The sequence below is a fragment of the Bacillus sp. M6-12 genome (genome assembly GCF_002860285.1).
GTDB lineage: Bacteria > Bacillota > Bacilli > Bacillales > DSM-1321 > Peribacillus.
Genome location: NZ_PGVF01000013.1, coordinates 97,445 through 109,124, shown reverse-complemented (window position 1 = coordinate 109,124; position 11,680 = coordinate 97,445). Strand labels below are relative to the sequence as shown.

The window sequence follows — 11,680 nt, the reverse complement described above, 5'->3', positions numbered from 1 at the left end:
AAAAGGCCTTATAACAACCCTTTTCTGAAGCGTAAAAAAATCATCTAAATTTTTTAAAAAAGATATGTTGCAAAAAAAATACATACAAAGTATACTATGATTCGTGAACTTCTTGATTAAGAGATTCATATATCTACTTAAAGGGTTAGGACCTCTTCGGACTAACTTTCCCCCGTGGTAGTTATTGCGTTAAATGTTTTAAAGGAATTTGAAAACTTTATCATGTTAAAGGGGGAAACTTGAACATGGAAACAATGGGTAGACACGTAATATCAGAACTTTGGGGTTGCGATTTTGACAAGCTGAATGATATCAATTTAATTGAACAGATCTTCGTAGACGCAGCATTGAAATCAGGTGCGGAAGTACGCGAGGTTGCGTTCCACAAATTTGCTCCTCAGGGAGTAAGCGGCGTGGTAATCATTTCTGAATCTCATCTGACGATTCACAGCTTTCCTGAACATGGATATGCTAGCATTGATGTATACACTTGTGGTGACTTGAACCCTAATATTGCTGCTGACTATATTGCTGAAGCCCTGAATGCTCAGACACGCGAGAATATTGAACTTCCGCGCGGAATGGGTCCTGTACAGGTCAAGCAGTCACAAGCTAAAGCACTTTAATAACCGAAAAGACCAAAGAGGTGTATGCATACGCCTCTTTTTTATATTTCTGAACCAGATCCATTTGCTTCATGGTTATTGCTTCATGATTATAACGTTAATAAGTTATAATATAAGCACAATTGATTAACAGGCGAGGATTGATGGAAATGGGAGTTCTAACAAGATACCAGCAACATTGTGAAACAAGCGAAAACCATTCAGACGAACTGCTTAAAACACATTACTATAAAGCTAATTCAGAGCAGATATTAAATGCACTCGAGGAAGTATTTAACAATAAACAGAAATTCAGCATCACCTCCATTTCGAAAGAGCATGGCGAAATGCTGGTTGAAACGAGAACATCCCCTCTTTCATACCTTGTAGCGACTTTTATCACGGTAAGGCCCTTTGAGACCGCGATTGATTTTAATGCTTCTACGGAAAAATGGTCTTTAATAGGCGTATACCCGGCTTTACGGACGTACATAGTTCAGGCATATGAAGAGCTGAATAAAAAGCTCACTTTTATTGGTGCAGGAAAAAACTCCTGATATCCCTAAATGGAACCTCGCATTATTTGCTTTTGCTGGATCAATTACAGCCTTTCTTTTCAACTAATAGCTTCAATTTTCCACTTGTACAGGAAGGTTCTTTTTTATAAGATTGAATTATTATCATTAAGTCCTCGTGCGAGAGGAAAATAACCAAATCGGAGCTGATTGTATGAAGTGCCCGTCCTGTCAGTATAATGGTACTCGGGTTCTGGATTCCCGTCCGGTGGATGAAAGCCGGGCGATTAGACGGCGGAGAGAATGCGAGGTATGCCAATACCGGTTCACAACATTTGAAAAAGTGGAGGAAATCCCTCTGATTGTTGTGAAAAAAGAAGGCACTCGGGAAGAATTCAGCAGGGATAAGATTCTGCGCGGATTGATTAAGGCATGTGAGAAGCGTCCTGTTCCGCTAAAAGAGCTGGAGGAAATTACATCCTATGTTGAAAAGGAGCTTCGGAACCAAGGTGTATCCGAGGTGAAGAGCGAAAGTATCGGCGAAATGGTGATGGACAAGCTTGCTGGGATAGACGAGGTGGCATATGTCCGTTTCGCATCAGTTTACAGGCAATTTAAGGACATCAACGTTTTTATCGAAGAGCTGAAAGACTTGATTAATAAGGAACGGTAAATGGGCTAAAAGATTTTCGTTTTAGCTCATTTTTACCTTTTAATAAGGGTAATTTTTAAAAAATGTGTTTGGTACTTCGCTTCTGCGCTGTCCAAGCCTCTGGGCGTTTTTCTTACTAGATAAGAAAGCATAAGTACAGATGTCTAGCTCCAGCGCCTAAGGCGCTTCCGCTTTTCTTTAGAAAGGTATGAATATTAAATGACAAAGCATTGGCAAGAACTGCTTCCTGTTGACCGGTACACCGTTTCGGCAGCCGGAATGATACATGACTATGACCGGAAGATTTTAACGATGCTTTACCAGCCGCTGATTGGGCCGGTGTGCATCAGTTTATATATCACATTATGGAGCGAGCTGGAAGAAAACCGCCTGTGGTCGAATTCCTCTCTCCATTATGGACTGATGAATACGATGGCAATAAATCTCAAGGAGATTTATGATGCGCGGGTAAAACTGGAGGGCCTTGGGCTGCTGAAGGTTTATAAAAAGAAGGATAATGATGAGACTGAATTTATTTATGAGCTCCATCCCCCATTAAGCCCCGAACAATTCTTCACAGATGGAATGCTGAATGTGTACCTGTTCAAAAAAGTCGGCAAGGTGCATTTTGGACGTCTGAAAAAGTTCTTTTGTGATGAGGCAATCTCGACTAATGAGTACAGTGAAGTTACGAAGGCTTTTCCTGAAGTATTTTCTTCCGAACACTTGGAATCCTTATATGTCACAGATGAGGCGCAGAGCCATATTTCACCTGATCCGGGACAGGAGTTTATTGGAAAAGCAGGCGGAGCCGAGCTAACGGGCTTTGAGCCATTTTTTGATTTTGATTTATTATTCTCCGGCCTTAACAACTCTCTTGTACCGCGAAAGGCATTTACTCTTAAGGTAAAGGAAACGATTGCTAAGCTGGCGTTTTTGTATGGCATTGATGCCCTGCAGATGCAAAATTTAATTCTTCGTGCAGTTAATGGCGAGAACGAAGTTGATTTGGAGGAATTGCGGAAGGCCGCTAGAGATTGGTATCAAATTGAACATTATGAAAGCCTTCCTTCACTTTCAGACAGGGTCCAGCCCGCGAACTACCTAACCCAGACAGGAGAGCCGAAGACCAAAGAAGAGCAGCTGATCCGCCACTTGGAAACAGTGTCGCCAAGACAAAGGCTCATTCAGGTTTCAGGAGGGGCAGAGCCTTCAAAAAACGACCTTCAAATTATAGAAGATATTATGATGAACCAGAACCTTCCGCCTGGAGTCATAAACGTGCTTATTGAGTATGTCATGATCAAAACGGATATGAAGCTTTCAAAAGGATATGTTGAAAAGATTGCCGGTCACTGGGCGAGGAAAAAGATTGTTACGGTCAAGCAGGCGATGGAGCTGGCTAAAAAAGAGCACCGCCAATATCAGGAATGGCAAGATGGAAAAGGCACAAATAAGCTATCGGGTAAAAAGCCTATTCGGACGGAACAGGTGCCCCAATGGCTGAAAAACGAGCAGAATACTGCACCTGAAGGAAAAGGGAAAAAGGACAGCCAAGAGCTGGAAGAGCAGAAGAAACAGATGCTCGAGAGGCTTAAAAAGCTGAATAACAGGGGGTGAAAAACACCATGGAACGAATTGATAAAGCGTTGGGCAGATTGACAAACAATACAGAATTTCAAAATCGGTATGAACATTTAAAGCATGAAGTCCTGAATGAAAAGGAGATCCGTCATTTCCTTCATGAGAATAGCTCGAGGATTTCAGGTGAGATGGTTGAAAAAGGCTTGTCAAAGCTGTATGAGTTTTCCTCCCAGAGCAAAAGCTGCGATAAATGTCCAAGCCTTCAAGGCTGCATCAACTTCTTGGAGGGGTACCATCCAAAGCTTGTTTTGCAGGGGAATGCAATTGCTTTAAATTATGAACCTTGCCCGCGCAAAATTATGGATGATGAAAAAAGGCGTCATCAAAAACTGATTCAGAGTTTATATGTGCCCAAGGACATTTTATCCGCTACTCTTGAAGACTTTATCATGACTGACAGCCAAGGCAGCAGGATGGAGGCAGTAAGCAGGGCAACTACCTTTGTAGAGAATTTTATTCCCGGAGCTACACAAAAAGGACTTTATTTATACGGAAGTTTCGGAGTAGGGAAAACGTATTTGCTGGGTGCGATTGCCAATGAACTCGCTAAGAATCAAATATCATCGCTGATTGTCTATGTCCCGGATTTCCTGCGCGAAATAAAGGCTTCAATCAGCGACAATACACTTAATGAAAAAATCGATATGACAAAGAAAGCTCCAGTTCTTATGCTGGATGATATCGGGGCAGAGGCGATGAGCAGCTGGGCGAGGGATGAGGTGCTCGGTCCGATACTGCAGTTCAGAATGCTTGAAAACCTGCCAACATTCTTCACTTCTAATTTTAATTTTGACGGACTTCAAAATCATTTAACCGTTTCCCAGCGGGGGGAAAGGGAAGAAGTGAAAGCAGCCAGGATTATGGAGCGCATCAGATATCTGGCTGAACCGCTTCAGCTGGGTGGAGAGAATCGCAGAAGGTAAAAAAATAAAGGGATCCTCTAAAAAAAGCAGTTAAATAAATGATCTGGAATAATGACTTTTCTGAGATTAATAATCAGGATTATTTTTCAGGTTAAATTAATTTGTCCGAAACTAAATATTGAGATGCCAGCTGTCTATTTTGCAGCTGGCTTTTTACTTTTCCAAAGCTAATCAGCCCAAACTTGCTTCTAAAAAGCAAGCTTATCCCATATACATATAAGCAGGATAAGGGTTAGGGGGAGTTTGGTTGGTGCATATTCATTTTCAGACTGAAACTGAAGCGTTTAAGCTGCTCGAATACGTCTCTGTCCACCCTTTGGGGACAGAACTGAATCCATATATACAATTTCAGCCGGAACGGGGGCTGGTGCTTCACATTAAACAAAAGTATATGAAAAAGCTGCTGGCATTATTAAGTGATGTGTTTTACAGATTTCTGCTTGAGGATAAGCTCTTAAGTGTTCTTGAATCAATTGTCAGGCAACGGTTTTACTTCCGGGAGCAGGAGGAAGTAGATAGCATTGTCGAAATAGCTTGTTCGATTATTGAAGGGGAGCAGCATGAAAAATCTGAACCTGCTTTTAATAAGGAGAGGGAAATCATCCGGGAAGGACTAAAAACATTTCTTGCCGATAAGGTTTCATTTTCCTTTGATTCATTTGCGACATTTCGTCTGAAGTCATTTTATGATTCACTTCTGGAGTATGTGGAATTAGCAATTGATGAATATAAGCTTGAGCAGGATTATCAAAGCTTTATTGCAGCACTCCGCGACTTCCTGCATGAACGGGAGCCGAAAATGGATAATGTCCATTTGCTCCATAGCGGCGGTTTTCATTTTTACGATGGGCAGTTTAGAAAGCTTGGAAAGCAGGAAATCCACAAAATGATTGACAGAAAGCTGCTTGCAGATAACCCGGTATACGTTGACTCGACGGCACTGGCTCCGTTGCTTTCTATAGCACCTAGAAATTTACATTTATACACTGATGAAGCCGAGGATGGGCTCATCCAGACCATTACACGGATATTCGAAGAAAGAACCGTCATTCGCCCGACTGCCGCATTTAAGGGCGTCTGATCCGGTCAGCTTCAAAAGGAGAACACGTAAATAGCTTTCCAATGCCTCCATAACTTTTTAAATAAATAGCTCTTGATTTTCATTACATAACAAATTATAATTTCCTACATACTATACAACATATTATTTTTAAAAGTTATGATGAGGACATGGGTATTCTATGCACGGTTTTCAGAGAGGGAAGGCTAGGCTGCAAACTTCCTAACACGGTTAGAGTATTTACCGCCTTTAAACTTCGTCCAGGAAAGAATTTTCGAGTATTGGCCGACGGGAGCTTCCGTTACAAGCATCGAGTGTCATCTGCATAAGGCAGGTGAAACGAGGGTGGAACCGCGGGTTGCAATCATTTGATTACTAAGCTCGTCCCTGTTTTTATAACAGGGGCGGGCTTTTTTGCGTTTTTAAAAGCTTGGCCCCTGCAAAATCACATTTTAAATTGAATTAAAGGAGTGGCATTGTATGTCTGAAATGATTAAGCTTACTTTTCCAGATGGAGCGGTTAAGGAGTTTGCCAGGGGTACGACAACTGAAGAGGTTGCGGCCTCAATCAGCCCAGGGCTGAAGAAGAAGTCGATTGCAGGAAAGTTCAACGGCCAGCAATATGATTTAAAACGTCCAATAGAAGAGGACGGTTCCGTTGAAATAATCACTCAGGACAGCGGCGAAGCATTAGAAATCCTCCGCCACAGTTCAGCACACTTAATGGCGCAGGCTATCAAGCGTTTGTACAAGAACGCAAAGTTTGGGGTAGGACCGGTTATCGAAGGCGGATTCTATTATGATGTTGATCTTGAGGAATCACTGACTCCGGAAGATCTTCCAAAGATCGAAAAAGAAATGAAGAAAATCATCAATGAAAACCTTGAGGTTGTCCGTGTTGAAGTAAGCCGTGATGAAGCGGTAAACCGGTTCCGGGAAATTGGCGATGAGTATAAACTTGAGCTGATTGAGGCTATTCCTGCAGAACAACAGGTAACTATCTATGAGCAGGGTGAATTCTTCGACCTTTGCCGCGGTGTTCATGTACCCACAACAGGAAAAATCAAGGAGTTTAAATTGATGAGCATTGCGGGGGCCTACTGGAGAGGTGACAGCAACAATAAGATGCTTCAGCGCATTTATGGAACTGCCTTCTTCAAGAAAGAAGATCTTGAAGAGCATCTGCGCTTGCTTGAAGAAGCAAAGGAACGGGACCATCGTAAAATCGGAAAAGAATTAAGCTTGTTTACCAGCTCTCAATTGGTTGGACAGGGATTGCCATTATGGCTTCCAAAAGGTGCAACAATCCGCCGTGTAATTGAAAGGTACATTGTCGATAAGGAAGAGCGTCTTGGCTATAGCCATGTTTATACGCCGGTTATGGGCAGTGTGGATTTGTACAAAACTTCCGGACACTGGGAGCATTATCAGGAAGACATGTTCCCTGTAATGGACATGGATAATGAACAGCTTGTACTTCGTCCTATGAACTGCCCGCACCATATGATGATTTACAAAAACAGCATTCACAGCTATCGAGAACTGCCTATCAGGATTGCTGAACTTGGCACACAGCACCGTTATGAAATGTCAGGTGCCCTCTCAGGATTGCAGCGCGTACGAGGAATGACACTGAATGACGCACATATCTTTGTGCGTCCGGATCAAATCAAGGAAGAATTTAAACGTGTTGTAAACCTGGTTCTAGCTGTTTACAAGGACTTTAACTTAAATGATTATTCCTTCCGTCTTTCCTACCGTGATCCTCAGGATACTGAGAAATATTTTGATGATGACGCAATGTGGGAAAAAGCCCAGGGCATGCTCAAGGAAGCGATGGACGAACTTGGCCTTGATTATTTCGAAGCGGAAGGCGAAGCAGCATTCTATGGCCCTAAGCTTGACGTTCAGGTCCGTACTGCATTAGGAAAAGACGAAACGCTTTCCACTGTTCAGCTTGATTTCTTACTGCCAGAACGCTTTGACTTGAGCTATGTTGGGGAAGATGGAAAGCCTCATCGCCCGGTCGTTATCCACCGTGGTGTAGTATCAACAATGGAGCGCTTCGTTGCCTTCCTGATTGAGGAATACAAAGGGGCATTTCCAACATGGCTTGCACCAGTACAAGTCCAAGTGATCCCTGTTTCTCCTGAAGCCCATCTTGACTATGCGAAGCAAGTCCAGGAAAAACTTCAGGCAGAAGGCTTCCGTGTTGACCTTGACGGCCGCGATGAGAAAATCGGCTACAAAATCAGGGAAGCACAAATGCAAAAAATCCCTTACATGCTTGTTGTGGGAGATAATGAAAGCAGCGAAGGCAGCGTAAACGTCCGCAAATACGGCGAACAGAAATCCGAAACTGTAGCATTTGAGGATTTTATCAATTCTATCAAAGCAGAAGTAAGACAGTAATATCCTTGGGAGGCACCTGATAAATCGGGTGCCTCCCTTTTAAAAAGAGCAGCGGGCTGAATTAAGCTAATCATTGCGAAAAAGCGAAAAAGAAATACAGAAGCCCAATTACGCTAAATGAGAGAAATCCATTGGTCCATAGGAGAGAAGAGATGATGAATATCAGAAAAGCAGTTCCCGGCGATGCCAAAAGGCTGCTTAACTTAATGAATGCTGTGGATAACTCCAATTTAATGTTATATGGACCGGGAGAACGGCAGACAACTGTAGAAGAGCAGCGCAAGCGAATAGAAAATTTCAATGCCCAAGAGTTCTCCGAAATTTTTATTGCTGATATCAATGGTGAACTGGCGGGATATTTAATCATTATCGGAAACGGCCTTGCACGGGTGAAACATTCTATTTATCTTGTTGTTGGCGTTTCAGAGCAGTTTAGGAACGGAGGGATTGGCACAAAACTGTTTGAATAGATGGAACAGTGGGCAATTAGCCATAGCATCAATCGCATTGAGCTTACAGTCCTTTCCCATAATGTTCGGGCACTATCTCTCTATAAAAAAATGGGCTTTGAAGTGGAAGGCACGAAAAAGAACTCGCTTTTTATCGATGGAACATATGCTGACGGATACTATATGGCAAAGATTCTAGGGCAGCCGTAACTTATCGACGGGGCTATCACGGCTCTCTAATATCCGGAAGAGTTTAGGCTTTCTTTGGCCATTATTAAACATTCATTAAAAAAATACTAAAACATATTGCAAAAAACAGAATCATTTGATAAGATAATCTCTGTTGTGAAAAACAAGTGAGTTGACATATCATCTTTATTTATGATATATTTTCTAAGGTGAATTGAATACGTGTTTGAGGAAAAGAAGAGGCACCCGCTTCTCACCTGACTGACGCATCTTTGCAGTTAACAGGTTCATGATTTGATTATTTGGATTTATCCTTTCTAATCTATCAGTGTGGGTGTTCTCTGGCACCCACACTTTTTTATTGCTTGTTAACAAGTGCAAATCATGATAACTAAACTGTATTCGCTAAATATCCTTGGAGGTGGCTAACTATTAGTAAACAAGACATGATGGTAAACGAGGGCATCCGTGCCCGCGAACTTCGTCTAATTGACCAAAACGGCGAACAGCTGGGAATTAAAACGAAATTCGAAGCACTGGATATTGCCGCTCGTGCAAATCTTGATCTAGTTGTAGTTGCTGCGAATGCAAAGCCTCCGGTAGCCCGTATCATGGACTACGGAAAATTCCGCTTCGAGCAGCAAAAGAAAGACAAAGAAGCACGCAAAAATCAAAAGATCATTACTTTGAAAGAGGTTCGTCTGAGCCCGACTATTGACGAACATGATTTCAATACTAAGCTTCGCAATGCAATCAAATTCCTTGAAAAAGGCGATAAAGTGAAAGCTTCTATCCGTTTTAAAGGACGTGCAATCACGCACAAGGAAATCGGTCAGCGCGTATTGGACCGCTTCTCTGCAGCTTGTAAAGAAGTAGCAACAATCGAAACACATCCAAAAATGGATGGACGCAGCATGTTCTTGATTTTGGCACCGAAAAACGAAAAGTAATTGTAATGAGGAGGAATACCTTATGCCTAAAATGAAAACTCACCGCGGATCCGCAAAGCGCTTCAAGAAAACTGGATCTGGCAAGCTTAAGCGTTCACACGCTTACACAAGCCACTTATTCGCTAACAAGTCTACAAAAGCTAAGCGTAAGCTTCGCAAAGCAAGCCTTGTAAGCAAAGGTGACTTCAAACGTATCCGTCATATGCTAGACAATATCAAGTAATCGTATTTTCGATTTAAATAGGAGGGAAATAACATGCCACGTGTAAAAGGCGGTACTGTTACTCGCAAACGTCGTAAAAAAGTTCTTAAATTAGCTAAAGGTTACTATGGTTCCAAACATACATTATACAAAGTTGCTAACCAGCAAGTAATGAAATCTTTAATGTATGCATTCCGCGACCGTCGCCAGAAAAAGCGCGACTTCCGCAAACTTTGGATCGCTCGTATCAATGCAGCTGCACGCATGAACGGTCTTTCTTATAGCCGTTTAATGCACGGTTTGAAGCTTGCAGGAATCGAAGTTAACCGTAAAATGTTAGCTGAACTTGCAGTTTCTGACGAGCAGGCATTTGCTCAATTGGCAACTGCTGCAAAGCAACAATTCGATAAATAAGATCTGCTGATCTGACTTAGCCATTCTCCTTCGCAGAGAATGGCTTTTTACATATTATTTGTTAAACGGGGAGGGAAAGTTTAGTGCTTAGTATTGTTTATCTATATTTTATTGCAATAAATGCGGCAGCTTTTGCCAGTATGGGGATTGATAAAAGCAAGGCCAAGAGAGGAGCATACCGGATCAGCGAAAAAACATTATGGCTGCTGGCCGCAGCGGGCGGGACTCCTGGATCCCTGGCAGGCATGTATCTTTTCCGGCATAAAACAAAGCACGCTTCCTTCACCGGCGGGATGCCGCTGCTGCTGTTTGTCCATGCAGTCCTTATTGTCTGGGTGATTAATAGATAGTTACAGAATCAAGGTGAAAAAAATGTAAATTAAAAAGCAAAGCTTGGGTATGATGTGAACCAAGCTTTGCTTTTTTAAAATTCATTAGTTTTTCAAAAATTCTTTGACCGGACTTTTCCAATCAATTGTGGAGTGAGGGTATTTTTCTTTAATGACCCCTTCAATCCAAATGAAGTCATCCCGTTTTAATCCCTGAAGCTCTGCTACTGTTTTTGGCCAGATAAAAATCGATACAACCTCAAAGGCATTGTCTGTTGTGCCTAAGTATTTTTCGCCTTCAAATAAAACGCCATTGTAGGTAAGCAGGAAGTTTTTTCGTACATTATTTGCATCATCCAGAAAGTAAAATTGCTGTTGCTCATGGGCCAGTTCCAGCTTCCGCTTTGGATTGATAACATATTTAATTGCAGAATAAATTATGAATATAATTAAGGCGAATAATAATAATCGGATTAGCAGCAGCATCGATTATCCTCCTAAAGACAACAGAGATTGTTTTTTTAAAAAAATAAGAGAGTATGACCTTTCTAACAAGTCAGATGTCCAGTTTTTCTTACAGGGCGCTTGCGCTTTTCTATGATGTCCAGCTTCAGCGCCCAGCCCCTCGAGGTCATAAGCCAATCGCTTCGGAAGGCAAAGAGCGCCTTCTGTCAGCGCTTGTCTTATGCTTGTCGGGGCTTACCAGGGCGCTTGCGCTTTTCCTATATACGTACTCAATTCGAAAAGGTTCCCTTAATTTGATATAATTTTTTATGAATTTAGATGTTAGGAGAAATAAGATGAATTTTAGCAAGCTTTTTGAAATGCAGGCTGCTTTGGATACACATATAGAAACACAGCACGGATTAGAGAAAACAGACTTAACCGAAAAGAAAATTATGGCGCTTCTTGTGGAAGTAGGCGAGCTGGCAAATGAAACCCGCTGCTTTAAATTCTGGAGTAAAAAGCCAGCTTCCCCTGTTGAAAAAGTGCTTGAAGAATATGTTGACGGTATTCATTTTCTTCTGTCATTAGGAATTATGAAACAGCTTCAGGCAGTTGTGCCTGCTGCAAGTGAGCCGAGGGAGCATGACCTGACTTCTCAATTTTTAAATGTTTTTCAGGCGATTAACCTATTCCGTTGTGAACAAACTGCGGCTTCTTACACAGATATGTTTGCGGTATACCTTGAGCTTGGATTGCTGCTTGGGTTTGATGGCAATGATATAGAGAGGGCATATACGGAAAAAAATATCGTGAATTTTGAACGCCAGGAACAGGGATATTAATCCTCTTTTTTGTATGTGCTCTTAAGGTTTAATATAATAGGAAGAAA

At 41.9% G+C, this 11,680-nt stretch carries 13 protein-coding genes, 1 pseudogene and 2 other annotated features; of the genes and pseudogenes, 13 read left to right on the top strand and 1 reads right to left on the bottom strand.

The window, feature by feature from the left end; genetic code table 11:
- Positions 1 to 245: 245 nt before the first annotated feature.
- The 12 genes and pseudogenes from speD (at position 246) to CVD28_RS14910 (ending at position 10,365) form a co-directional block, all read left to right on the top strand.
- Positions 246 to 626 carry an adenosylmethionine decarboxylase gene (gene speD / locus CVD28_RS14970; RefSeq protein WP_101593186.1) on the top strand — a complete coding sequence of 127 codons (381 nt, stop codon included), beginning with the start codon at positions 246 to 248 and terminating at the stop codon, positions 624 to 626.
- A 149-nt stretch (positions 627 to 775) separates the two neighbouring features.
- Positions 776 to 1,162 carry a hypothetical protein gene (locus CVD28_RS14965; protein ID WP_142384783.1) on the top strand — a complete coding sequence of 129 codons (387 nt, stop codon included), beginning with the start codon at positions 776 to 778 and terminating at the stop codon, positions 1,160 to 1,162.
- A 172-nt stretch (positions 1,163 to 1,334) separates the two neighbouring features.
- Positions 1,335 to 1,793, top strand: a complete 459-nt coding sequence (gene nrdR / locus CVD28_RS14960) for a transcriptional regulator NrdR (protein ID WP_101593184.1) — start codon at positions 1,335 to 1,337, stop codon at positions 1,791 to 1,793.
- 198 nt (positions 1,794 to 1,991) lie between these two features.
- Positions 1,992 to 3,392 carry a replication initiation and membrane attachment family protein gene (locus CVD28_RS14955; protein ID WP_101593183.1) on the top strand — a complete coding sequence of 467 codons (1,401 nt, stop codon included), beginning with the start codon at positions 1,992 to 1,994 and terminating at the stop codon, positions 3,390 to 3,392.
- An 8-nt stretch (positions 3,393 to 3,400) separates the two neighbouring features.
- Entirely contained in the window at positions 3,401 to 4,339 is a 939-nt protein-coding gene (gene dnaI, locus CVD28_RS14950) for a primosomal protein DnaI (protein WP_101593182.1), read from the top strand.
- A gap of 250 nt (positions 4,340 to 4,589) precedes the next feature.
- A complete protein-coding gene (ytxC, locus tag CVD28_RS14945) occupies positions 4,590 to 5,420 on the top strand; it encodes a putative sporulation protein YtxC (protein ID WP_257985877.1) in 831 nt (276 codons plus the stop codon).
- A gap of 129 nt (positions 5,421 to 5,549) precedes the next feature.
- Positions 5,550 to 5,791, top strand: a binding site (T-box leader).
- A gap of 88 nt (positions 5,792 to 5,879) precedes the next feature.
- Positions 5,880 to 7,811: a threonine--tRNA ligase gene (gene thrS / locus CVD28_RS14940; protein WP_101593180.1), complete on the top strand. Its 1,932-nt coding sequence runs from the start codon at positions 5,880 to 5,882 to the stop codon at positions 7,809 to 7,811.
- A 152-nt stretch (positions 7,812 to 7,963) separates the two neighbouring features.
- Positions 7,964 to 8,470: pseudogene (locus tag CVD28_RS28835) on the top strand (GNAT family N-acetyltransferase).
- A 207-nt stretch (positions 8,471 to 8,677) separates the two neighbouring features.
- Positions 8,678 to 8,815: a sequence feature (ribosomal protein L20 leader region), on the top strand.
- An 83-nt stretch (positions 8,816 to 8,898) separates the two neighbouring features.
- Entirely contained in the window at positions 8,899 to 9,399 is a 501-nt protein-coding gene (gene infC, locus CVD28_RS14925; RefSeq protein ID WP_219621198.1) for a translation initiation factor IF-3, read from the top strand.
- A gap of 22 nt (positions 9,400 to 9,421) precedes the next feature.
- Positions 9,422 to 9,622 (top strand): 50S ribosomal protein L35, encoded by a 201-nt coding sequence (gene rpmI, locus CVD28_RS14920; protein ID WP_028392188.1) that lies wholly within the window; start codon positions 9,422 to 9,424, stop codon positions 9,620 to 9,622.
- 33 nt (positions 9,623 to 9,655) lie between these two features.
- Positions 9,656 to 10,015 carry a 50S ribosomal protein L20 gene (rplT, locus tag CVD28_RS14915; RefSeq protein WP_101593176.1) on the top strand — a complete coding sequence of 120 codons (360 nt, stop codon included), beginning with the start codon at positions 9,656 to 9,658 and terminating at the stop codon, positions 10,013 to 10,015.
- A gap of 83 nt (positions 10,016 to 10,098) precedes the next feature.
- Positions 10,099 to 10,365 (top strand): DUF1294 domain-containing protein, encoded by a 267-nt coding sequence (locus CVD28_RS14910; RefSeq protein ID WP_101593175.1) that lies wholly within the window; start codon positions 10,099 to 10,101, stop codon positions 10,363 to 10,365.
- 84 nt (positions 10,366 to 10,449) lie between these two features.
- On the opposite strand, the gene CVD28_RS14905 is transcribed toward CVD28_RS14910, so the two are convergent.
- The gene (locus tag CVD28_RS14905; protein WP_101593174.1) at positions 10,450 to 10,830 is read right to left on the bottom strand and encodes a sigma-w pathway protein ysdB; all 381 of its coding nucleotides are present in this window, start codon (positions 10,828 to 10,830) and stop codon (positions 10,450 to 10,452) included.
- Positions 10,831 to 11,144: 314 nt separating this feature from the next.
- Here CVD28_RS14905 and CVD28_RS14900 point away from each other — a divergent pair, with 314 nt between their 5' ends.
- Positions 11,145 to 11,633 (top strand): dUTP diphosphatase, encoded by a 489-nt coding sequence (locus tag CVD28_RS14900; protein ID WP_101593173.1) that lies wholly within the window; start codon positions 11,145 to 11,147, stop codon positions 11,631 to 11,633.
- Positions 11,634 to 11,680 lie beyond the last annotated feature (47 nt).

What these genes read in the sequence shown, in the direction of transcription:
- speD (WP_101593186.1), top strand. Translation starts at nt 246, where the DNA reads ATGGAAACAATGGGTAGACACGTAATATCAGAACTTTGGGGTTGCGAT.
- CVD28_RS14965 (WP_142384783.1), top strand. Translation starts at nt 776, where the DNA reads ATGGGAGTTCTAACAAGATACCAGCAACATTGTGAAACAAGCGAAAAC.
- nrdR (WP_101593184.1), top strand. Translation starts at nt 1,335, where the DNA reads ATGAAGTGCCCGTCCTGTCAGTATAATGGTACTCGGGTTCTGGATTCC.
- CVD28_RS14955 (WP_101593183.1), top strand. Translation starts at nt 1,992, where the DNA reads ATGACAAAGCATTGGCAAGAACTGCTTCCTGTTGACCGGTACACCGTT.
- dnaI (WP_101593182.1), top strand. Translation starts at nt 3,401, where the DNA reads ATGGAACGAATTGATAAAGCGTTGGGCAGATTGACAAACAATACAGAA.
- thrS (WP_101593180.1), top strand. Translation starts at nt 5,880, where the DNA reads ATGTCTGAAATGATTAAGCTTACTTTTCCAGATGGAGCGGTTAAGGAG.
- infC (WP_219621198.1), top strand. Translation starts at nt 8,899, where the DNA reads ATGGTAAACGAGGGCATCCGTGCCCGCGAACTTCGTCTAATTGACCAA.
- rpmI (WP_028392188.1), top strand. Translation starts at nt 9,422, where the DNA reads ATGCCTAAAATGAAAACTCACCGCGGATCCGCAAAGCGCTTCAAGAAA.
- rplT (WP_101593176.1), top strand. Translation starts at nt 9,656, where the DNA reads ATGCCACGTGTAAAAGGCGGTACTGTTACTCGCAAACGTCGTAAAAAA.
- CVD28_RS14905 (WP_101593174.1), bottom strand. Translation starts at nt 10,830, where the DNA reads ATGCTGCTGCTAATCCGATTATTATTATTCGCCTTAATTATATTCATA.
- CVD28_RS14900 (WP_101593173.1), top strand. Translation starts at nt 11,145, where the DNA reads ATGAATTTTAGCAAGCTTTTTGAAATGCAGGCTGCTTTGGATACACAT.